This is a genomic window from Streptomyces sp. NPDC014801, from assembly GCF_043082085.1.
Taxonomy (GTDB): domain Bacteria; phylum Actinomycetota; class Actinomycetes; order Streptomycetales; family Streptomycetaceae; genus Streptomyces.
The window spans coordinates 313435-334406 of record NZ_JBIBXG010000002.1; the positions used below are offsets into that span (position 1 = coordinate 313435).

General features: G+C 75.0%; 18 protein-coding genes. 10 read left to right on the top strand and 8 right to left on the bottom strand.

Annotated features, from left to right (window positions below):
• Window positions 1-88: 88 nt before the first annotated feature.
• The 5 genes from ACF1AL_RS04975 to ACF1AL_RS04995 all read left to right on the top strand — a co-directional run bounded on the left by ACF1AL_RS04975 (window position 89) and on the right by ACF1AL_RS04995 (window position 4914).
• Complete coding sequence (locus tag ACF1AL_RS04975) at window positions 89-1024, top strand: M56 family metallopeptidase (RefSeq protein ID WP_391778970.1); 936 nt, start codon at window positions 89-91, stop codon at window positions 1022-1024.
• A gap of 452 nt (window positions 1025-1476) precedes the next feature.
• Complete coding sequence (locus ACF1AL_RS04980; RefSeq protein ID WP_391778971.1) at window positions 1477-2148, top strand: phosphatase PAP2 family protein; 672 nt, start codon at window positions 1477-1479, stop codon at window positions 2146-2148.
• 123 nt (window positions 2149-2271) lie between these two features.
• Window positions 2272-3069, top strand: a complete 798-nt coding sequence (locus ACF1AL_RS04985; RefSeq protein ID WP_391778972.1) for a HEAT repeat domain-containing protein — start codon at window positions 2272-2274, stop codon at window positions 3067-3069.
• The gene (locus ACF1AL_RS04990; RefSeq protein ID WP_391778973.1) at window positions 3063-4100 is read left to right on the top strand and encodes a MerR family transcriptional regulator; all 1038 of its coding nucleotides are present in this window, start codon (window positions 3063-3065) and stop codon (window positions 4098-4100) included. Before ACF1AL_RS04985 ends, ACF1AL_RS04990 begins: the two co-directional genes overlap by 7 nt.
• 124 nt (window positions 4101-4224) lie before the next feature.
• Entirely contained in the window at window positions 4225-4914 is a 690-nt protein-coding gene (locus ACF1AL_RS04995; RefSeq protein ID WP_391778974.1) for an HAD family hydrolase, read from the top strand.
• 103 nt (window positions 4915-5017) lie between these two features.
• Here ACF1AL_RS04995 and ACF1AL_RS05000 read toward each other — a convergent pair whose 3' ends face one another.
• Window positions 5018-5266 (bottom strand): DUF2630 family protein, encoded by a 249-nt coding sequence (locus tag ACF1AL_RS05000; RefSeq protein WP_384211033.1) that lies wholly within the window; start codon window positions 5264-5266, stop codon window positions 5018-5020.
• Between the two features lie 278 nt (window positions 5267-5544).
• On the opposite strand from ACF1AL_RS05000, the gene ACF1AL_RS05005 reads away from it, so the two are divergent.
• The gene (locus ACF1AL_RS05005; RefSeq protein WP_391696740.1) at window positions 5545-6219 is read left to right on the top strand and encodes a TetR/AcrR family transcriptional regulator; all 675 of its coding nucleotides are present in this window, start codon (window positions 5545-5547) and stop codon (window positions 6217-6219) included.
• Here ACF1AL_RS05005 and ACF1AL_RS05010 read toward each other — a convergent pair.
• Entirely contained in the window at window positions 6207-7709 is a 1503-nt protein-coding gene (locus ACF1AL_RS05010; RefSeq protein WP_391778975.1) for an LVIVD repeat-containing protein, read from the bottom strand. The genes ACF1AL_RS05005 and ACF1AL_RS05010 overlap by 13 nt on opposite strands.
• Window positions 7710-7831: 122 nt before the next feature.
• Here ACF1AL_RS05010 and ACF1AL_RS05015 point away from each other — a divergent pair, with 122 nt between their 5' ends.
• A complete protein-coding gene (locus ACF1AL_RS05015) occupies window positions 7832-8485 on the top strand; it encodes a DUF305 domain-containing protein (protein ID WP_391778976.1) in 654 nt (217 codons plus the stop codon).
• Between the two features lie 4 nt (window positions 8486-8489).
• Here the strand turns inward: ACF1AL_RS05015 and ACF1AL_RS05020 are convergent, their stop codons facing one another.
• Window positions 8490-8981 carry a DUF6214 family protein gene (locus ACF1AL_RS05020; RefSeq protein WP_391778977.1) on the bottom strand — a complete coding sequence of 164 codons (492 nt, stop codon included), beginning with the start codon at window positions 8979-8981 and terminating at the stop codon, window positions 8490-8492.
• A gap of 208 nt (window positions 8982-9189) precedes the next feature.
• Entirely contained in the window at window positions 9190-9543 is a 354-nt protein-coding gene (locus ACF1AL_RS05025; protein ID WP_366840459.1) for a helix-turn-helix domain-containing protein, read from the bottom strand.
• Window positions 9544-9663: 120 nt separating this feature from the next.
• Between ACF1AL_RS05025 and ACF1AL_RS05030 the strand changes: the two genes are divergently transcribed.
• On the top strand, window positions 9664-10743 hold the full coding sequence (locus ACF1AL_RS05030; protein WP_391696724.1) for an NADH:flavin oxidoreductase/NADH oxidase: 1080 nt from the start codon (window positions 9664-9666) through the stop codon (window positions 10741-10743).
• A gap of 313 nt (window positions 10744-11056) precedes the next feature.
• Here the strand turns inward: ACF1AL_RS05030 and ACF1AL_RS05035 are convergent, their stop codons facing one another.
• Entirely contained in the window at window positions 11057-15352 is a 4296-nt protein-coding gene (locus tag ACF1AL_RS05035; RefSeq protein WP_391825467.1) for an HAD-IC family P-type ATPase, read from the bottom strand.
• 7 nt (window positions 15353-15359) lie between these two features.
• On the bottom strand, window positions 15360-15965 hold the full coding sequence (locus tag ACF1AL_RS05040; RefSeq protein ID WP_391778979.1) for a hypothetical protein: 606 nt from the start codon (window positions 15963-15965) through the stop codon (window positions 15360-15362).
• 362 nt (window positions 15966-16327) lie between these two features.
• Here ACF1AL_RS05040 and ACF1AL_RS05045 point away from each other — a divergent pair, with 362 nt between their 5' ends.
• Window positions 16328-17137, top strand: coding sequence for a pectate lyase (locus ACF1AL_RS05045; protein ID WP_391778980.1), 810 nt, complete (start codon window positions 16328-16330; stop codon window positions 17135-17137).
• Window positions 17138-17269: 132 nt separating this feature from the next.
• On the opposite strand, the gene ACF1AL_RS05050 is transcribed toward ACF1AL_RS05045, so the two are convergent.
• Window positions 17270-18073, bottom strand: a complete 804-nt coding sequence (locus ACF1AL_RS05050; protein ID WP_391778981.1) for a PaaX family transcriptional regulator C-terminal domain-containing protein — start codon at window positions 18071-18073, stop codon at window positions 17270-17272.
• Window positions 18074-18147: 74 nt separating this feature from the next.
• Here ACF1AL_RS05050 and ACF1AL_RS05055 point away from each other — a divergent pair, with 74 nt between their 5' ends.
• Window positions 18148-19815: an acyl-CoA dehydrogenase family protein gene (locus tag ACF1AL_RS05055; protein WP_391778982.1), complete on the top strand. Its 1668-nt coding sequence runs from the start codon at window positions 18148-18150 to the stop codon at window positions 19813-19815.
• A gap of 577 nt (window positions 19816-20392) precedes the next feature.
• On the opposite strand, the gene ACF1AL_RS05060 is transcribed toward ACF1AL_RS05055, so the two are convergent.
• Window positions 20393-20962 (bottom strand): hypothetical protein, encoded by a 570-nt coding sequence (locus ACF1AL_RS05060; RefSeq protein WP_366840466.1) that lies wholly within the window; start codon window positions 20960-20962, stop codon window positions 20393-20395.
• Window positions 20963-20972 lie beyond the last annotated feature (10 nt).

The window sequence follows — 20972 nt, forward strand, 5'->3', positions numbered from 1 at the left end:
TGGAGCACGATGATCCGGTCCGTGGTGTGCGTCACTTTGCCGAATCAATACGTACCGCCGAGTAGCCGCGCCTCATAGGCTGCCGCTCATGGTGGTCCCCGCGATCCTGCTGCTGCTCGGCGTCCTGACCGCCGTCGTGGCGCCGCGGCTGCTCGCCCGGGCCGACTGGCCGGACCGTGAACCGGTGGTCGCCCTGTGGGTGTGGCAGTGCGTGGTGGCGGCCGTACTGCTGTGCTGCGCCCTGTCGATGACGCTCAGCGCGGCCGCGGCCTGGCAGGCGGTGCGCGGCCATGTGTTCGGCTCCGCGCCGCGCTCCGTCGTGGAGGCCTACGCGCTCGGCGTGGGCGCGCCCTGGGCGGCGACCACCGCCGTGGCGCTCGCGCTGGGCGGGGTGTGGACCGCCGCGATGCTGGTCCGGGAAGTGGCCAGGGCGCGGGCCCGGCGGCGGCTGCGCCGGGCCGAACTGCGCGTGCGCGCCCCGCACCTGCCCGGTGAGGACCCCGGCCACGGGCGCCTGGCCATCCTGGAGGGCGAGCGGCCCGACGCCTGGTGGCTGCCCGGGACCGCGCCCCGGCTGGTGGTCACCACGGCCGCCCTGCGCCGGCTCAAGGGCCGTCAGCTGGACGCCGTCCTCGCGCACGAGCAGGGGCACGCGCGGGCGCGGCACGACTGGCTGCTGCACTGCGCGTCCGCGCTGGCCGAGGGCTTCCCGCAGGTGCCGGTGTTCGCCGCGTTCCGCGCCGAGATGCACCGCCTGGTCGAACTGGCCGCCGACGACATGGCCTCGCGCCGCTTCGGCCGGCTCACCACCGCGCTCGCGCTCGTCGAACTCAACGAGGACCGCGGCGTGTTCGGCCCCTGCCCCACCGGGCACGGGCACGTGCCGCAGCGGGTGCACCGGCTGCTCACCGCCCCCGCCCGGCTCACCGCGGCCCGCCGGCTGCGGCTGACGGCCCTGGCCGCGCTGGTACCGGTGATCCCCCTGCTGGTGGCGTTCGGCCCGGGCCTGCGAGCGCTCGGCTGATCGCCGGACGAGCAACGGGGCTGGCCCGGGCTGCGAGCGGCTGCTGATCGCCGGGCGAGCAACGGGGTTGGCCCGGGACTGCAGGCGGCTCGGCTGATAGCCGGGGGCGTGGCGGGGTTGGCCCGGGGCCTCGGGCGCTCGGCTGATCGCCGGGGGCGCGGCGGGCTTGGCCCAGGGTTCTGGGACGCTCCGCTGATCGCCGGGCGAACAGCGGAGTCCGCCCGGGGCTGCGGGCGGCTCGGCTGATGGCCGGACGAGCAACGGGGTTGGCCCAGGACCTCGGGCGCTCGGCTGATCGCCGGGTAAACAGCGGAGTCGGCCCGGGGCTGCGAGCGGCTCGGCTGATCGCCGGGGGCGCGGCGGGGTCGGCTCAGGGCCTCGGACGCTCCGCTGATCGCCGGGCGAGCAGCCGAGTTGGCCTCGTGCGCCCCGCGTCGGCGAGGATCGCACTCATGCACTCTCTGTCCGCCGACGCCCCGCCCCGCTCCCCCGCACATCACGGCCCCGCGCGCTGGGCCCTGGCGCTCGCGTTGTGCGCGGCGCTGCTCACCGCGCTGGTCGCGGTGCGCTGGCATCCGCTGACCGGCGCCGACGGCGACATCGCCCGCACCACCCACCGCTGGGCGGTCGGCGACCCCGGCGCGACCCACGTCTTCCGCATCCTCACCGACTGGGTCTGGGACCCCTCGACCATGCGTCTGCTGTGCGCCGCCGTCGCCGTGTGGCTGTTGTGGCGGCGGGCGGCCTGGTGGACGGCCGCGTGGCTGGTGACGGCGACGGCGCTGGCGACGGTGGTGCAGCAGGCGCTGAAGGCCGCGGTCGGCCGGCCGCGCCCGGTCTGGCCCGACCCGGTCGACTCCGCGCACTACGCGGCCTTCCCCTCCGGCCACGCCATGACCGCCACGGTGGTGTGCGGGCTCCTGCTGTGGCTCGTCCACGCGTACGGCGCCGGGCCGGCCCTGCGGCGTACGGCGCTCGGTGTCGCAGCGGTCTCCGTCGTCGGTGTCGGCGTGACCCGGGTGTGGCTCGGGGTCCACTGGGCCTCCGACGTGGTCGGCGGCTGGCTGCTGGGCGGGGCGCTGGTGGCGTGCGCCATCGCCGTACACCTGCGCTGGCGGCCGTGACCGGCAGCGCGTCCGTATGCCTGCGCGAGCGGCCGTGACCGACGGCGCGTCCGTGCGACTTCCCCGCGGGTCGCGCCGCGCGTTCCTCGGCCGAGGGCTTGACCTTGACACTATGACAACGTTTTGGCTTGGGCGCAGGAGGTGGTCCCGATCAACACGACCCATGTGCCCCCGCACCACGCCCCGCTGCTCAGGGCCCTGAGCGCCGAGGACTCGTCGGTCCGGCTGCAGGCGGCCCTGACGGCCGGCTCGCAGGCCGGCCCCGCGTTCCTGGAGACCCTCGTCGAGCGGTGCGCCGTCGAGCCGGACTTCTTCGTGCGGGACATGCTGTCCTGGGCGCTGACCCGCCTTCCGCCCGAGATCGCCCTGCCCCGGATCCGCCGGGAGCTCGGCTCGGCACGCGACCAGGCCCGCAGCCAGGCACTGCACACGCTCTCCAAGATCGGTGATGCGAGCGCCTGGCCCTGGATCGGCCGCGAGATGCTGCGCGACGCCGACGACGAGGTCGCGCGGACCGCGTGGCGCGTCGCGGTCGCCCTCGCGCCCGAGGACGAGAAGGCGGACCTGGCCGGCGAACTGGTACGGCACCTCGGCCGCGGCGACCGCGACATGCGGCTGAGCCTGAGCCGCGCCCTCGTCGACCTCGGCGAGGTGAGCGGGCCCGCGCTGGAGAAGGCGGCGGCGCATCCCGACCCGGCGGTGGCCGCACACGCCCGCGCCACCGAACTGCTCCGGCGCGACCCGGAGACCGGTTTCGACGCGGCCGTCGAAGAGGCCAAGCGCCTGGTCAGCCTCGGCCCGGAGCGGGCTGCCGCGGTGGCTGCCTGCGCCGGGCCCTCGGAAACCGCCGCGCCCGCACAGGCTGCCGAGAGCACCGTCCCCACGGGGCCGGCCGAGTCGACGGAGGCGGCGGATTGCTGATCGGCGATGTGGCCCGCCACTCCGGGGTGAGTGCCCGGATGCTCCGGCACTACGACGCCCTGGGGCTGGTGCGCCCGACGGGCCGCACCGCCGGCGGCTACCGCGAGTACTCCCCGGAGGACGTCCGCCGGATCTTCCACGTGGAGAGCCTGCGCTCCCTCGGGCTGTCGCTGCAGCAGATCAAACGCGCGCTGGAGGACCCGTCGTTCACGCCGGCCACGCTGGTCGGCGACCTCATCCGGTGGACGCAGGAGCGGGTGGCGCGGGAACAGGAGCTGCTGGAGCGGCTCCGGGCGATCGACGCGTCGGCGCCCGCCGACTGGCAGGACGTGCTGCGCGTCGTCGCCCTCCTGCGGGACCTCGGCTCGGCCAGCGCCGCGCGCAGGCAGCAGGCCGCCCTGGCCGGGGCGGAGGGCGTGCCGGTTCCCGCCGAGCTGCTCGCCGAAGCGGTCCTGGCCGAAGCCGAACCCCATGTCGCGGGCGCCCTGCGCTGGGCGCTCGCCCGGGCGGGCGGCGAAGGCGTCGCGACGCTGCGCGCCGGTGCGCGGGCGGAGGACGTCGAGGTCCGGCGGCGCGCGGTGCAGGCGCTCGCGGAGCTGCCCGAGGCTCCCGGTGCGGGCGCGGTGCTCGCCGACGCGCTCGGGGACCCGGACGCGACGGTGCGCAGGCACGCCGCTCTGGCACTGGGCCGGCACGGCGTGGTGGCGGCCGTGCCCGCGCTCGTCGACATGGTGCGCGACGGCTCGCACGACGTGGAGGCGGCGGAGGTGCTGGGAACGCTGTCCCGGAAGCCGGGGAGCGGGGACCGGATCCTGGCGGCACTGGCCGCCGAACTCGCCGCGCCGGCCGCGGACTCCGCGACGCGGATCCGCCTCGTCCAGGCGCTGGTCGAGCTGCCGGGAACCACCGCGCTCGCGGTCCTGCGCCGACTGGCCCACGACGACGACCCCGCCGTCGCCCGCGTCGCCGCGGCCCTCGCGGGAGTGGTCGCCGAGCGGACCCCCGACGGCCCGGCGGGCGAGGGTTCCTGACGGCGCGCCGCCACCGACACCACGGCGCCTCGCCCGGCGGGACGCCGTGCCACCCTCACCCGGCGGGACGCCGTGGCACCCTCACCCGGCGGGGCACCGGTGACCGGACCGTAGGATGATCACCATGGCCGCCGTCCTCTTCGACTTCTCCGGCACGCTCTTCCGGATCGAGTCCACCGAATCCTGGCTGCGGGGCGTCCTCGCGGAGGCCGGAATCACGCTGCCCGAATCCGAACTCACCGCCACCGCGCAGGCGTTGGCGGCGGCCGGGGCACAGCCCGGCGGGCCCGTGCCGCGGCAGGTGCCGGAGCACCTCGCCGAGCTGTGGGAGACCCGCGACCAGAGCGCCGACCACCACCGCGCCGCGTACACGGGGCTGTCCCGTCAGGTGCCGCTGCCCGATCCGGCGCTGTACGACGCCCTCTATGAGCGGCATCGCACGCCGGACGCCTGGACGCCGTACCCGGACGCCTTCGACGTGCTGAGCGCGCTGTGGGACCGGGGCCTGAAGATCGGCGTGGTGAGCAACATCGGCTGGGATCCGCGTCCCGTCTTCCTCGTCCACGGGCTGGACTCGTTCATCGACACCTACGTGCTGTCGTACCGGCACGGCATCCGCAAGCCGGACCCCCGGCTGTTCGCGCTCGCATGCGACGCGCTCGGCGTCGAGCCCGGCGAGGCGCTCATGGTCGGCGACGAGCCCCGCGCGGACGGCGGTGCGGCGGCCCTGGGCTGCCGGGTGCACTTCGTGGACCCGCTCCCCGTCCATGAGCGGCCCGACGGACTGCGGCCGGTCCTGGAGCTGGCCGGCTGAGACGGGGCGCTCACCACGGACAGCCGGCCGAGGCAGGCGGTTCATCGCGAGCAGCCGACCGAGGACGGGCCGCTCACCAGGAGCCGCCGTGGAGCCTGTGGGCCTACTCCAGGTAGCCCTCGACCTGTGAGGAGGGGCGGGCCTGGGCGTCGTCCGGGTTCTCGCCGAACTCCGCCTTGGCGCGCCGCTGGCGCAGCAGGTCCCAGCAGCGGTCCAGTTCGCGCTCCAGTTCGCCGAGCCGCTGGTGTTCCGTGTCGCCTTCGATCCGCCCGGCCGCCAAGTCCTCGCGCAGCCGGCGCTCCGCCTCGACCATCTCCGTGATCCTGTCCAGGATCCGCTGGTCCTGTTCCATCCGCGCACGCCTCCTCGGCTGGTGTCCCCGGCTCACTCTAGGGAGGAGGAGACGGGTGTGCGACCGATACGCCCTGGCAGGCCCGGTACGCCCGGCACGGGCCACGGGGGCCGCACGATCAATTGCCTCAGGCGACCATCTGCGGGAGAAGAAGTCCGCTCTGGACGATCCCCCGCGTCGCCCAGAGCGGACGGCAACGCCGACCGTGCCCGCACAGGGGCAGGTCGACACGCGTTGAGTATAGTTGGCTGGCAGCCAGTCAACGCAGGAGTTACAGCATGTCCCCGCGCAGCGCCTCGGTCAATGAGGAATTGCGGCGGCGCTCCCGGGAGCGACTGCTGCAGGCGGCAGTCGAGCTGGTCAGGGAGCGCGGCTACGAGGCGACGACGCTCGCCGACATCGCCGACCGCGCGGGCTCGGCACGCGGGCTGGTGTCGTACTACTTCCCGGGCAAGCGCCAGTTGGTGCAGTCCGCCGTGCACCGGCTGATGCACCGCACGCTGGAGGAGGCCCTGGAGCGCGAACCGCGCACCGGCGACGGCCGGGAGCGGATGGCGCGGGCGATCGACGCGATCCTGGGGCTGGCCCGGGACGAACCGGTGCTGATGCGCCAGCACATGGCCGGGCTGCTGCAGGCGGAGGGCTTCGTGCAGTGCCCGGAGCAGCAGCGGCTCGCGGAGCTGCTGCGCGCCACGGTCGCCGGGCACGGCTCGTGCGACGCGGACCGGGACTATCCGATGCTGCGCTCGGTCCTCATGGGCGCCGTCTACGCCATGGTGCTGCCGAATGTCCCCATGTCGATCCAGGCGATGCGCGCCGAGCTGTTCCACCGCTACGGGCTGGACTGGGAGGCGGGGTCCCCGCCGGACACCGGAGCGCCCGGCGGGGGGTGCGAGCAGGATCTGTCCCGCTTCTTCGCGACCGGCTCGCGGCCGGCGGATCAGTCGAAGTAGTCCGGCTGCGTCTGGACGTTGAGTTCGCGCAGGTGGACCCGGCGGGCCTGGTCGGTGCGCCGGTCGGTGAGCTTCAGGACGTCGAAGCCCTTGGCGATGTCGTTGGAGTAGATGTAGCCGTTGTAGTAGTACGCCGACCACGCGCCGCCGACGGTGAGGTTGTCGGTGGTCAGCGGGCCGCGCTCGAAGTAGGCGATCTCCTTCGGGTGAGCGGAGTCGGTGAACTCCCAGACGGAGACGCCGCCCTGGTACCAGGCCTGGACCATGATGTCGCGTCCCTTGACCGGGATGAGCGAGCCGTTGTGGGCCACGCAGTTCTCGGTGTCGGCCTGGTGGCGCGGGATCTTGTAGTAGCCGCGGAAGACGAGCTTGCGCTTGTCGCCCTTGCCGACGATGTCGTAGATGCCGTCGGCGCCGCGGTGGGGGCCGGTGGCCGCGTTGCAGGTGGCCGCGCCGCCGCCGCCGAGTTCGTCGGTGAAGACGACCTTGTTCGCCTTCTGGTTGAAGGTCGCCGAGTGCCAGAAGGCGAAGTTGACGTTGTCCTGGACCTGGTCGATGACCTTGGGGTGCTCGGGGTCCTTGATGGAGAACAGGATGCCGTCGCCCATGCAGGCGCCGGCCGCCAGGTCCTCGGAGGGCAGGACGGTGAGGTCGTGGCAGCCGGTCGTCTTGGAGACTCCGGGGTTGGTGGGCGCGCCGGGGTTGCCGCCGCCGTCCGGGCCCTCGCCGGGGAAGAGCACCGGGAAGTTGACCACGGCCGCCTTCTCGGGGGCGTTGCGCGGGACCTTGATGACCGAGATGCCGTCGTGCGGGGGCTGGCAGTCGGGGTAGCTCGCGCTCGGCGAGTAGGAGGAGACGTAGATGTAGACGTTGTCCCGCTTGGGCACCAGCGTGTGGGTGTGCGAGCCGCAGGCGGTCTCGACGGCGGCGACGTACTTCGGGTTGCGCTTGTCGGTGATGTCGAAGACCTTCATGCCCTCCCAGGAGGACTTCTCGGTCGCCGGCTGGGTGGTGCTGTGGCAACTGCTGTCGCTGCGCGAGGAGTCGGTGGACAGGAAGAGCAGGTTGCCGGAGACGGAGATGTCGTTCTGCGAGCCGGGGCAGAGCACCTGGGCGACCGTCTTCGGTGACGCCGGGTCGCCGATGTCGAAGATGCGGAAGCCGTCGTAGTTGCCGGCGAAGGCGTACCGGCCCTGGAAGGCCAGGTCCGAATTGGTGCCGGGCAGGGCGTCCTTGGGGATGTTGGCGAGGTGCTGGACGTTGGCGGAGTGGACGATCTGGTCCTGGCCGGGTATCTCGCCGGCCGCGATCTCCTCGGCCGCCCGGGCCTGGGCGCTGCGGGAGACCTCCTTCGGCGCGGCCGGGCTGTCGCCCGGGTCGGGGGTGGCGCCCGCCGGTGCGGCGGTGAGCAGCGCGGCCAGCAGTCCGGCGGCCGCCGCGACAACTCCGAGACGTCTGCGTCGTGTTCGGGGATCGTGCGACAGGGTCACTGTGTGTCCTCCCTCGTTGCCGTTCCGGTCGGAACGGTTCACGCTCCCCCGCAGTATCGTCTTCATCATGCTCAATTCAACAGATGGCAATGGGATCGTCACGAAGACCTCTGGAGGTCGCCTTGCTCCTGCGCCGTGGATTGCGTCCGGTCCTCGCGGCGATCTCGCTGTCCGCCTTCGCGCTGCTCACGCTCGGGGGGTGTGACTCCGGCACGGAGTCCGGGCCGGCGTCCGGCGGCGGTCCTTCGGTTCTGGTGCCGGGCGCGCCGGGCGAGGCCAACCACACGCTGTCCGCGGAGGAGGCGGCACGGCAGCGGGCGGACGACGACACACCGAACGCGGCGGACGTGTCGTACGCGCGCATGATGATCGCGCATCACGAACAGGCGCTGGAGATGACCGAACTGGCCGCCCGGAACGCACAGTCGGGTGACGTGAAGCGTCTCGCGGCGCGGATCGCGGCCGCCCAGGGGCCGGAGATCGCCACGATGCGGGCCTGGCTGAAGGAGTACGGCAAGCCGGAGGCGGCCGGCGGGCACGCGCACGGCGGCATGCCGGGCATGGCGACCGAGGCGCAGCTGAAGCAGCTGGCGGCGGCGCGCGGGAAGGCGTTCGACGCGCTCTTCCTCACGCTGATGATCACCCATCACGAGGGGGCGATCACCATGGCGACGGACGTGAAGGCGCAGGGCAACAACGTCCGGATCGAGGAGATGGCCGACGACGTGGTGGCGCAGCAGACGAGCGAGATCACCCGGATGCGCCAGATGCGGTGACGGACTACTCGTCCCGGCGCCGGATGTGACGCGGGGTCAGGAAACCGGCGTCGCGGGCCTGGGCGATCAGGCGCAGGGACTTGCGGCGGCTGTGGCCGGTCGCGCACATCACCGCGAGGACCGGGTCGACGCCCTCCTCCTGGGCCGCGCGGTACTCCTGGGCGACCAGCCGGCGCCCCTCGAGGCCGCGCGGCCAGGCGGGGCGGGCACGGCGTCCACCGGACCGCCCGTCCTCGGCGCCGGCCTCCTCGCCGGCCTCGGCGAGTTCGCCGTCGTCCACCCCGCACGCCTCGAACAGGGGCCCTTCGATCCAGTCCGCGAGCAGCGACAGGTCGTCCAGGGAGAGCGCCGGCTCGGCCCGGACGTCCTCGATGGACACGCACCCCTCGGACACCACGGCGAGCGCCTCGACTCCGGCGCCGTCGGGGAACGCGAGACGGACGGAGAACCACCTCGTCGCGCCGGCCTCCTCCTGCACTTCCCACGCGGGCGTCACGGTGACCGCGCCGTCCGCCTCCGATCGGTCGGAAAGATTAAGAAAGGATGCTTCAAGCACACACGCAACGTAACCGCATGATCACATTCCATACGAACGGACACGCATCCGTTCGCCCGGACAGCACCCTGTCAGCGCAGCCCCGGCGGCGAGACCAAGTGCAAGCCCGACCGGTGGGCCGAGGCGGACCGGGCGGGGACGCGCCGGGTCAGCCGAGGCGGGCCGACTGGCGGGCGGCGGCGTCCAGCAGGGCGTCGAGCAGGCCCGGGAAGAGGTCGTCCAGGTCGTCGCGGCGCAGGCCGTTCATCTTGGCCGTGCCGCGATAGATCTGCCGGATCACGCCCGCCTCGCGCAGCACCCGGAAGTGGTGCGTGGTGGTCGACTTGGTGACCGGCAGATCGAAGTGCGAGCAGGTCAGCTCCTCGCTCCCGACGGCGAGCTCACGGACGATGCGCAGCCGCATCGGGTCGGACAGGGCATGGAGCACGGTCTCCAGCCGGATCTCCTCCCGCGCCGGATGCGGAAGCTCACGGCTGCTGACGGCGGGGGCGGCAGGGGACACGGCGGGACTCCACTTCGTCGGATGCCTTCATTGTACGAAGGCTCTCGTAGTTTGACACTCGCCGTACTACGATGCGTATCGTACGAGTCGACACCGGTCCCGTGACGAATGGAGTCCGCCGTGAGTGCGCTCTTCGAGCCCTACACCCTGCGCGAAGTGACCATCCCCAACCGCGTGTGGATGCCGCCGATGTGCCAGTACTCGGCCGCGCCGGAGGGTCCGGAGGCGGGCGTGCCGCACGACTGGCACTTCGCCCACTACGCCGCCCGCGCGGCCGGCGGCACCGGCCTGATCATCGTCGAGGCGACCGCCGTCTCGCCCGAGGGCCGCATCTCGCCGTACGACCTCGGACTGTGGAACGACACGCAGGTCGAGGCCTTCCGGCGGATCACCCGCTTCCTCGCCGGACAGGGCACCGTGCCGGCGATCCAGCTCGGGCACGGCGGCCGCAAGGCCTCCACCGACCAGCCCTGGAAGGGCGGGGCACCGGTCGGCGCCGACGCCCACGGGTGGCAGCCGCTCGCCCCGAGCGCCGTCGCCTTCGACGAGCGGCACCCGGTGCCGACCGAGCTGACGGTCGACCAGATCCAGGCGATCGTCGGGCAGTTCGCGGACGCCGCGCGGCGCGCGCTGGACGCCGGGTTCGAGATCGTCGAGATCCACGGGGCCCACGGCTACCTGATCAACGAGTTCCTCTCCCCGCACTCCAACCACCGCACCGACGCCTACGGCGGCTCCTACGAGAACCGGACCCGCTTCGCCCTGGAGGTCGTGGACGCCGTACGCGCGGTGTGGCCGCAGGACAAGCCGCTGTTCTTCCGCATCTCCGCGACCGACTGGCTGGAGCAGGGAGGCTGGAGCGAGGACGACACCGTCCGCTTCGCCCGCGAGCTGCACGCCCACGGCGTCGACCTGCTCGACGTGTCCACCGGCGGCAACGCCTCCGGGGCGCGCATCCCGGTCGGCCCGAACTACCAGGTGCCGTTCGCCGCGCGGGTCAAGGCCGAGACGCCGATGCCGGTGGCCGCCGTCGGCCTGATCACCGAGCCCGAGCAGGCCGCGAAGATCCTCGCCAACGGTGAGGCGGACGCCGTCCTCCTCGGCCGCGAACTGCTGCGCAACCCGTCGTGGGCCCGGCTGGCCGCGCGCGAGCTCGGCGGCGAGGTCCACGTGCCGGACCAGTACCACCGGTCGGTGTGACGGCCCGCTGCCGTCGACGACCACACGGCCGTCACCCCGGCCCGCACGCCCGGTCGGTGTGAGGGCCGCAGGCCCTCGACGTCCACCGGGCCGTCACCCCGCGGCCCGCACGCCGGGTCGGGGTGACGGCCCGCTGGTGTCGGCCGCGCTCGGGGCGGATCCGATACCGCGCGATCCGCCCCGTGGACCACGCGCCGACCGGCGACCGGATCCACCCCGTCGACCATGCGCCGACCGGCGACCGGATCCGGCCCGCGCCCACCGGCCGCCGGCCGCCGGCCACAGGCCACCGGGTTCGGCCCGGCGCCGGCCGTCACCGGGTCAGGCTGAGCACCGTCCGCTCCAGGCGGGGCAGTGCGCGCTGCCCCAGCAGGGCGACGGCGATGGCCGCGGCCACCCCGGCCCAGGCGAGCGGGCCGAGCGGGGTGCAGCCGAACATCTGGCTGGCGCCCGGCGTCTGGACCAGCAGGACCAGCGCGGCCGCCGATCCCAGCACGGTCCCCCGCACCAGCGGGCTGCCCTTGCGGTCGGCCAAGGTCTGCGCGAGCTGCGTGCCGACCAGCGCGCACAGCGCCATCGTCGTCGAGCGGCGGGTCGTCCCCGGCGTGAACCGGCCGAACAACCAGGCGGTGACGGCACCCAGACAGGTCGTCAGGGCGCGGTGCCGGATCTGTTCGATCAGCGGGTCCCCGAGCAGGGAGGAGCCCAGTGGTCCGGTCGCCTCCTCGATCACGTCCTGGTGCGGGGTGACCGCGACGGCCATCGCCGGGAACAGGTCCGTGAAGAGGTTCACCAGCAGCATCTGCCGGGTGGACAGCGGCGCCCGGCGCCCCAGCAGGGTGCCGACGATGCCGAAGCCGACCTCGCCCGCGTTGCCGCCGATCAGGATCGCGATGGCGTCCGCGACGCTGTGCCACAGGGCCCGGCCCTCGCCGACCGCCTCGACGAGCACCCTCAGGTCCTCGTCGGTCAGGACCAGGTCGGCGGCGTTGCGAGCGGCCGCCGAACCGCGGGCGTTGATGCCGACCCCGATGTCCGCGGCCCGGATCGCGGCGGCGTCGTTGGCGCCGTCGCCGACCATGCCGACCACCCGGCCCGCGTCCCGCAGCGCCTCGACCACCTGCAGTTTCTGCTCCGGCGCGACCCGCGCCACGACCCCGCAGTCCCGCAGCATCCGGGCCCGCTCGGTGCGGTCCGCGGCGGCCAGCTCGTCACCGGTGACCACGTCGGTGTCCTCGGGCCAGCCCAGCTCCAGCGCGATCGCCCGGGCCGTCTCCGGATGGTCACCGGTCAGCATCACCGGCCGTACACCCGCCTCGCGCAGCCCGTGCACGAGCGCGTTGGACGTCTCGCGCGGGACGTCGGCGAGGGCGACCAGGCCGGTGAACTCCAGCGCCTGCAGCGGCTCGTCCAGCACCTCGGCGACCGACTCCTGCTCGTCCAGGCGGCGTTCGGCCACCGCCAGCACGCGCAGTCCGTGCGCGGCCAGGTCGTGCGCGAGCTCGGAGGCCGCCTGCGCGTGGCCGTTGCAGGCGGGCAGCACGTTCTCCGGTGCGCCCTTGACGACCAGCAGGCGGTCGCCGTCCGCGGTGCGCCCGACGGCGGCCGCGTAGCCGCGGGCCGCCTCGAAGGCGAGGCCTTCCTCCTGCGTCCACTCCGGATCGTCCGCGGCGGCCTCCAGCACCGCCTCGTCGGTGGCGTGCACCGGCCGGTCGGACCCGCCGTTCAGCCGCGGGCAGGCGCGCGCCGCCTGCACCAGGGTGCGGCGCGTGGGCGCCTCCTCGCGGCGGTGGACCGTGCCGTCGGCGTCCGTGACCCGGACCAGGCGCAGCCGGTTCTCGGTGAGCGTGCCGGTCTTGTCGAAGCAGATCGTGTCCATCCGGCCGAGCGCCTCCAGCGTGCGCGGCGCCCGCACCAGCACACCGCGCCGGCTGAGCCGGCGGGCCGCCGCGAGCTGCGCCACCGTCGCCACCAGCGGCAGGCCCTCCGGTACGGCGGCGACGGCCACCGCCACTCCCCCGCTGACGGCCTCCCGGATCGGTGTGCCGCGCAGCAGCGACAGCCCGGTCACCGCGGCACCGCCGGCCAGGGTGAGCGGCAGCGCCTTGCTGGTGAGTTCCTTCAGGCGGGCCTGGACGCCCGCGGAGGGCGGTGTCCGGGCGGCCAGGTGGACCGCGCGGGACGCCTCGGTGCGTTCACCGGTCTCGACGACGACCGCGCGGGCGTTGCCGGCCACCACGGTCGTGCCCTCGAACACCATGCAATGGCGCTCGGCGACCACGGCGGTCGGGCAGGCGTCGGTCGTCTTGTCCACCGGCAGCGACTCACCGGTCAGCGCGGACTCGTCGACCTCCAGGCCGTCCGCCCACAGCAGCCGCGCGTCGGCGGGGACGACGTCGTCCGCCTTGAGGTGGATGACGTCGCCGGGGTGGAGCTTGGCGGCGTCGACCGTCCGCGGTTCGCGCCACTCCTCGGAGGTGACGCGGGCCTTGCGTTTGTGCTCGGCGAGCAGCCCGGACAGCGCCCGTTGGGCGCGCAGCAGCTGGATGCCGCCGACCAGGGCGTTCAGGTCGAGCGCGCCGACGACCAGCAGGGCGTCGGCGGCGGAGCCGAGGATCGCCTCGGCGGCCGAGCCCACGGTGAGGACGGGGGTGAGCGGATCGTGCAGTTCCTCGCGTACGGCCTGCGCCAGCTGGAGCGTCCAGCGCACCGGCGCGAGCGCCGGGACCTTGCCGGCGCGCCGGGCGGCCCGGCGCAGCCGGCCGGTGGTCTGCTCCCGCAGCGGCGGCCGGTCCTCGCCGAGCCGCGCCAGCCGCTCCCGTACCGCGTCGGGCTCCAGGGCGTGCCAGGCGACGCGTGCGCGGGGGTGCGGGGCGCGCGCCGCGGCCACCCCGAGCGCCGCGCGGGCGCCGCTGACCAGGGCGGCGGCCGCGCTCACGTCCACCGGGGCGTGCCGGGTGCCGGGGATCGGGGCGCGCCGGCCGCGCCGGGCCTCGCCGATCGCGACGAGCAGCCCGGACAGGGCGGCCCCCGACCGGGCCAGGGTCTGGGAGGTACGGCCGACCCGCCGTGCGGCGGGCACCGCCCGCAGCAGCCGCCAGACGTCCGGCAGGCCACCGGGGGCGATCAGGTCGGCGCCCCACACCACGGGGGTGTCGCCGTCGGCGAGGGCGACGGCCACGTCACCGGCGAGCAGCCCGGTCACGACGTCGTGGTCCTCGATCGCCGCCGGGCGGGCGACGGTGAGCACCGGGCCGCGGGCGCGCAGCCGCTCGACGGCCTCGCCGAGCGGCCGGCCGGCGGGCAGCAGATGGTCGGCGAGCCCGGTGAAGTCCGCGAGCGCGGGGTCGTCCACCATCACCACGCGCAGCCCGGCGGCGCGGGCGGCGTCCAGCACCGGCTCCGCCCACGGGTCGGCACCCGCGCCCTCGGAGCGCAGCGCGCTCGGGTGCAGCAGCACCGACTCGACCGTCTCCAGTTGTCGCAGCCGCTCGCCGTCCCGGACCAGGACGCCGGTGCGGGCGAGGGCCATGCCGAGGACGGCGTGGAAGGCGGCGGGGCCGTACCGGGCGGCCTTGGGCGAGCCGGCGAGGACGGCCTCGGCGGCCTCGTTCACGTCGTGCTTGACCAGCAGGGCCGCCGCGGCGCCCAGCAGGCTGCCGGTGCCCGCGTGGGCGGCGTACTCCTCGGCGGGGGTGCCGCGCAGCGGCGGGCGCGGGTGGGCGGCGGCGTGCACCCCGTCCCGGCCGGGGGTGCACAGCCGGTCGTGGACCGCGTCGAAGGCCGCCGAGCGCGCCACCGTCTCCGCCAGCTGGCAGCCGCGCAGGGCGCCGTCGAGCACCAGCGCCGTCGGGGTCTGCCCGGCGCCGTGCGCGGCCGCGTTGGCGGCGGCCAGCAGCAGGTCCATCCGGGACCGGCCGAAGCGCCGGCGCAGCCAGCCGCGGACGCGGGGGTTCTCCCGCAGCAGGGTCACGCCCGCCGTCACCAGCCGCGGAGAGGGCGGCAGACGCAGCGCGTACGCGGTCAGCGCGGCCGCCGTGCCGGCCACGTCGGTCAGCAGGGCGGCCGTCGCGGTGCGCACCCCGGCCGGGTCGCCGGGGTGCGGGAACTCCTCGATGTCCAGGTCGGAGGCGTCCGCCGTGCCGAGACCGTGGCGTTCGGCCAGGGCGGTGGCGTGCTCCACGACCCGGTCGGTCAGGGCGTCCTCGGTCGCCGACACCACCAGCCGGGCCAGTCCGCCGTCCCAGTACGCGAAGGCGACGTCGGGCCGTTCGGCCAGGATGCGCGCGACCCGCCGTGCCGTCTCCTCCAGCCCACCCGCCCGCCGTACGTGGTCCTCATCGGCCGTCCGCAGCGCGAGGTGCGCGCGCCGGCCGGACCGCCAGGGGCCGCCCGAGCCCGGCAGCGCGCCGCGGGCGACGCGGCCCACCCTGACCGCGGCGTCCGCGCTCCGTACCCCCGCTCTCGCCGCCCCGGCGACCGCGCCCGCGGCCAGGCCGACGGCACCGGCGGCCAGGTCCGCGGGCGCGGAGCCGCGCGTCACCAGCCGGGGTCCGGCCGGGAGGACGGCGGCGACCGCCGCGGGAAGCTTCAGCAAGCCCAGGGCCATGGAATCCTCACTCTTCGCCGTGCTGCGTCCGGGTGTCGGGGGTGGACGGCGCGAGTCTCGTCCGCGTGGGTGACGCGGTGGTCCGCCTCGCCCGGGTGCCGTGGTGGTGGACGCCCGTCCCGTGCGAGGCGCTGAGCGTCGCGGTCTTCGCCACGTTCTTGGCGGCGCTCCTCGCCGTCGCGCTCTCGTGCCGGCCGGCGCCCGGCCCGTCGGGCGCGGCCTCGCGCCGGGCAGCGCCGGCCGCCTCGCGGCGTCCGCCGCCCGCGCGGTGTGCGGCACCGGTCGTCTCCCGCCCCGCGGCACCGGCGGCCGCCGGCCGCGCGTGCTGTGCGGCGCCGGCCTGCTCGCCGGGCCGCGGCTGGGTCAGCCAGGCCACGGCGGCCCCGGTGAGGGCCACCGGCCACTCGACCACCCCGGCGACGCCGAGCACCCCGGCGCCGGTGTAGACGGCCATCCGCCGGCCCCGCGGCGACATGGCACCGATTCTGTCCAGCGTCCCGCCGGCCGCCCGGCCCACCAGGCCGGCGCCGGGCACCCTCCGCAGCGCCGAGGCCGCGGCGCGGAGCGGCTGCGGGAGGGGGGTGGCGGCCGTGGACGACTGCTGCGTAGCCATGACTGTCCTCACCTCGCGTGACATCGCCTACCCGACCATCGTGTAAGACCTGCCGGGTTCCCGCGAAGCGGCCGGTCATCCCGCGGCTCCCCGGGGGCCTGCCCGGGGCCCGCGTGCGGTCCTGTCCGACCGCCGGGGGGCGCCGGGGCGGTGGCCGGGGAGTGGCCGAATACCGACTGCGCGAAGCGTTGACCAGAAAGCGCTTGCCCCTTACGGTCCGTTCAGCGATGTGACCGATGGAGGCGCCGAGTCGCCCGCATCGGGCCGTCAGCCCCACTCACTGTTCAGCGACACACACATCGTTCACATACACAACCTGACCGCACCGCACGACCCCCCACCGAAAGGAAGGCACGCGGGACATGACATCAGCGATCCGTCCACGCATCCGCCGCAGTCGCGCACTCGGCGGAACCCTGGCGGCCACCGGGCTAGCGGTTGGCATGCTCATGACATCCGGGGCGCTGTCCCCGGCGAGCGCCGCCACCTGGCCCACCGCCAACGGCAGCCAGGCGGTCTCCTCGACGATCAAGCTGTCGGGCACCAAGGACTACGGGATGAAGCGCCTGTACGGCACCGGGGACCTCGGCTCCGGCAGCCAGGACGAGGACCAGGGCCCCCTCCTGGAGCTCGCCCCCGGCACCGTCCTGAAGAACGTCATCATCGGCTCCCCGGCCGCCGACGGCATCCACTGTCTGGGCAGCTGCACGCTGCAGAACGTCTGGTGGGAGGACGTCGGCGAGGACGCGGCCACCTTCCTCGGCTCGTCGTCGTCCAACGTCTACACGGTCTCCGGCGGCGGCGCGAAGGAGGCCGACGACAAGGTCTTCCAGTTCAACGGCGCCGGCACGCTCAACGTGTCCGGCTTCGCCGTGAAGAACTTCGGCAAGCTGGTGCGCAGCTGCGGCAACTGCAAGACGCAGTACAAGCGGACGATCAACCTCGACACCATCGAGGCGACGTACAAGGGCACCGCGCTCGTCGGGATCAACACCAACTACGGCGACAGCGCGACGCTGCGGAACATCACGATCGTCGGCGACAGCAGCAGGAAGATCGTCCCCTGCCAGAAGTACATCGGCAACAACACGGGCAAGGAGCCGACGACCAACGGCTCGGGCCCCGACGGCACCTACTGCAAGTACTCCGCGTCCGACATCACGTACAAGTGAGCGCGCCGCGGTGAACGACGGCCGCACGGGGAGGCGTTGGGCCTCCTCGTGCGGCCGTCGGGCGTGATGCCCTCGCGCGTGGCAGGGGCCGGATCGGCCGGGGCGTGCGCCCCGCCCTCTCGGAGGACCGGCTCAGGAAGGCCGGCCGGCGGGAGGCCCGCCCGCCTCGCGTGCCGAGGCGCGGTGTTCGCCCACGGAGGCGGCCAGTTCCTCCTGGTAGGCGGCGTAGGCCGAACGCAGGACCGGGCCCGGCCAGGGGTCGGGCAGCAGGTCCGGCGGCAGGACCGGGTCGGCGAGCAAGTGCCGGACGACCGCGGCGAAGGCCGCGAGCCGGTCGGCCGGGCGTTCCACGGTGTCGGCGTGGTCGAGCAGGGCCCGGGCGGTCGTGGACCAGGAGTCCAGCGGCCACAGCCGCGCCGCCAGTGCGGGCGCGGGCTCGGCGGGGCGGGCGGTGTAGGACTGAGCGACCTCGGTGAGTCCGGCGGGCAGCGGGCGGTCGAGGTTCGCCGGGCGCAGCCAGACGCCCTCGCGCAGTTCGGCCAGGCGCAGCGCGGTCAACCGGGCGCGCAGGTCGGCGCGTTCGGCGGGGCCGCGGCCCGATGCCGTGATCACCACCATCTCCCAGTCGCCGTGCCACGCGCGCGTGCGGGGCCGTACCGCGTCGTCCTGGCGGCGCTGGCGCTCCAGGAGGCGGTCGCCGATGCGGTAACCGGTCTCGGTGCGCCGCAGGTCGCCGGCGGCGGTCATCCGGCTCAGCGCGGCACGCAGCGTGGAGCCGCCGACGCCGAACGGCTCCACCGCCCGGGTCAGCGCCCTGACCGGCAGCTCCGGCGGGTGCGCGCCGAGCAGCAGGCTCAGCACGACCGACCGGGCGGACAGCGGGCGCAGGGCGAGATCGCCGCCGGGCGGGCCTTGCGGGACGTGCGGGGAGCGCATGGGGACGTACTGTAGGCGCAGCACGGAATGTTGCACTATTGCTGCGGTCGCAGCAGGAGTGCAACATGGCGGGTATGACTTCGATCCTCGAGCCCGCGCGGCCGCAGCCGTCCACCACGCACGACGTCACCAACCAGCCCCCGCCGCTCGCGCCGTACGACGCCTCCGACGACGTGGCCCTGCTGGAGGGGCTGCGCCGGGAGGGCGCCGGCTGGGCCGAGGCGGACCTCCGGCGGCTCGGCGAGCGCGCGGGCGGCGCGCAGGCCCAGGAGTGGGGTGACCTGGCCAACCGGCACGAGCCGGAGCTGCGCACCCACGACCGCTACGGCAACCGGATCGACGAGGTGGAGTTCCATCCGGCCTGGCACGAGCTGATGCGGGTGGCGGTCGAGGAGGGCCTGGCCGGGGCGCCGTGGGCGGACGAACGGCCCGGCGCGCACGTGGCGCGGACCGCGGGCGGACTGGTGTGGGGCCACAGCGAGGCCGGACACGGCTGCCCCACGTCGATGACGTACGCCGCCGTGCCCGCGCTGCGCCGGGAGCCGGAACTGGCCAAGGTGTACGAGCCGCTGCTCACCAGCCGGGAGTACGACCCCGGGCTGCGCGTGCCGGCGCAGAAGCGGGGGTTGCTCGCCGGCATGGGGATGACGGAGAAGCAGGGCGGCTCCGACGTGCGGACGAACACGACGACGGCCACGCCGACCGCCGAGCCGGGCCTGTACACGCTGCGCGGGCACAAGTGGTTCACGTCGGCGCCGATGTGCGACGTGTTCCTGGTGCTGGCGCAGGCCCCCGGCGGGCTGTCGTGCTTCCTCGTGCCCCGGATCCTGCCCGACGGCAGCCGCAACCCGTTCCGGGTGCAGCGCCTGAAGGACAAGCTGGGCAACCGGTCCAACGCGTCCTCCGAGCCGGAGTTCGACGGGACGGTGGCCTGGCTGGTCGGGCCGGAGGGCCAGGGAGTGAAGACGATCATCGAGATGGTCAACTGCACCCGGCTCGACTGTGTGATGGCCTCGGCGACGCTGATGCGCAAGACGCTGGTAGAGGCCGGGCACCACGTACGGCACCGCAGCGCCTTCGGGGCGCGGCTGCTGGACCAGCCGCTGATGCGCAACGTCCTCGCCGACCTGGCGCTGGAGTCCGAGGCCGCCACGACGCTGACGCTGCGGCTGGCCGGGGCGGCCGACCGGGCGGTGCGGGGCGACGCGGGCGAGCGGGCGTTCCGGCGGATCGCCACGGCCGTCGGCAAGTACTGGGTGACGAAGCGGGGGCCGGCGTTCACCGCGGAGGCGCTGGAGTGCCTGGGCGGCAACGGGTACGTCGAGGACTCGGGTATGCCCCGGCACTACCGTGAGGCGCCGCTGCTGTCGATCTGGGAGGGCTCCGGGAACGTCAACGCGCTGGACGTGCTGCGGGCGCTGACGCGCGATCCGGAGACGGCGGAGGCGCTGTTCGCCGAGTTCGCGCGGGCGCGGGGCGCGGACGCCCGCCTGGACGCGGCGGTCGCGCGGCTGCGGGACGACCTGCGCGAGGCCTCCCCCGTCGGCGCGCGCCGCCTGGTCGAGCGTATGGCGCTCGCCCTCCAGGCCTCCCTCCTGGTCCGCCACGCACCCCCGGCGGTCGCCGACGCGTTCTGCGCGACCCGCCTGGCCGGCGACTGGGGCCACGCCTTCGGCACACTGCCTCCGGCGGCGGACCTGAACGCGATCCTGGACCGGGGGCTGCCGGGGGGCGGGGTGTGACCGGGGGGCTGGAGTGCCCGGTGATGGTGTGACTAGGGGGCTGGGATCCCGGGCGGTGTGTGACCCGGGGGGCTGGAGTGTCGGGTGAGGTGTGACCAGGGGGCTGCTGTCCCGGGCGGTGTGTGCCCCGGGGGCTGGAGTGCCCGGGGGGCGTGACCAGAGGGTTGGGGTCCCGAGCGGGGTGTGACCAGAGGGCTGGAGTGCCCGGCGGCGGCGTGCCGGGGCCGGACTGCCCAGCGGGGTCGCTGCGGGGGCGCGCGCCACGGGCGCCGGGATGCCACGCCCGGGCGGCCGGCGCCGGACCCGCACGGCCTGAGGCGGACTGGGCGGCCTGAGGCGGACCGCCGAATCCGCGCAACTGGCGACGCACCAGCGGAGGACCCGCGCGCCCGTGCGCCGTACCGCCTAAACCGCGCGACTGGCGACGCACCGCCGGATGACCCGCGCGGCCGGAGGCGGACCGGGCAGCCGCCGGCCGGGTCCGGGTGACCCGGCGGCTCGGTGACCCGGTGGCCGCGGCGCCGAGGTCGGGGCGTCGGGCCGGCCGGTGTCAGCCCGTGCGGCCCCGGCCCCGGTGTCAGCCCGTGCGGCCCCGTCCCCACAGGGGGTCGAAGCGGGCCCACTCGGTCTCCCACTGGTCCAGCCTGCGCCGCTCCAGGCGGCGGCACACGGCGCGGCCGGCGACGAAGGGGACCACGGCGGCGCTCAGCCCGGCCAGGGCGCCGAGCAGGGCGCCCCGCAGGTGGGCCTGCGCGACGGTGACGGGCTTGGACACCAGGCGGCCCCGCGGGTCGGTCCACACCGTCACGGGCGCGCCGGCGGCGCTGCCCCGCACCACCCGCACCTGTCCGTCGTGCGCGGAGCCGTCCGCCGCCCGCCACGACACCTCGGCCCACACCCGCTCGGCCCCGCCGGGGGACGCGGGCGCCCGCTCGGTCAGGTGGGCGACGACGGGACGCCACTCGGCGCGCTCACGGGCCAGTCCCTGCTCGACCGACCGGGCGGCGCCCAGCCCGGCGAGGACCCCGGCGAGGACGGTGCACGTCCACAGCGCGAGCACCACCCAGGCCTCCACCTTGTCGGCGCGGCGTCTGAGGGGATTGCGCCGCCAGCGCCACAGCCACACCTCGGGACCACGGACCCCCATCGACGGCACC

Excerpts from the sequence above, each read along its gene's own strand:
- ACF1AL_RS04975 (WP_391778970.1), top strand. The coding sequence starts at position 89 with ATGGTGGTCCCCGCGATCCTGCTGCTGCTCGGCGTCCTGACCGCCGTC.
- ACF1AL_RS04980 (WP_391778971.1), top strand. The coding sequence starts at position 1,477 with ATGCACTCTCTGTCCGCCGACGCCCCGCCCCGCTCCCCCGCACATCAC.
- ACF1AL_RS04995 (WP_391778974.1), top strand. The coding sequence starts at position 4,225 with ATGGCCGCCGTCCTCTTCGACTTCTCCGGCACGCTCTTCCGGATCGAG.
- ACF1AL_RS05000 (WP_384211033.1), bottom strand. The coding sequence starts at position 5,266 with ATGGAACAGGACCAGCGGATCCTGGACAGGATCACGGAGATGGTCGAG.
- ACF1AL_RS05005 (WP_391696740.1), top strand. The coding sequence starts at position 5,545 with ATGTCCCCGCGCAGCGCCTCGGTCAATGAGGAATTGCGGCGGCGCTCC.
- ACF1AL_RS05035 (WP_391825467.1), bottom strand. The coding sequence starts at position 15,352 with ATGGCCCTGGGCTTGCTGAAGCTTCCCGCGGCGGTCGCCGCCGTCCTC.
- ACF1AL_RS05040 (WP_391778979.1), bottom strand. The coding sequence starts at position 15,965 with ATGGCTACGCAGCAGTCGTCCACGGCCGCCACCCCCCTCCCGCAGCCG.
- ACF1AL_RS05045 (WP_391778980.1), top strand. The coding sequence starts at position 16,328 with ATGACATCAGCGATCCGTCCACGCATCCGCCGCAGTCGCGCACTCGGC.
- ACF1AL_RS05050 (WP_391778981.1), bottom strand. The coding sequence starts at position 18,073 with ATGCGCTCCCCGCACGTCCCGCAAGGCCCGCCCGGCGGCGATCTCGCC.
- ACF1AL_RS05055 (WP_391778982.1), top strand. The coding sequence starts at position 18,148 with ATGACTTCGATCCTCGAGCCCGCGCGGCCGCAGCCGTCCACCACGCAC.
- ACF1AL_RS05060 (WP_366840466.1), bottom strand. The coding sequence starts at position 20,962 with ATGGGGGTCCGTGGTCCCGAGGTGTGGCTGTGGCGCTGGCGGCGCAAT.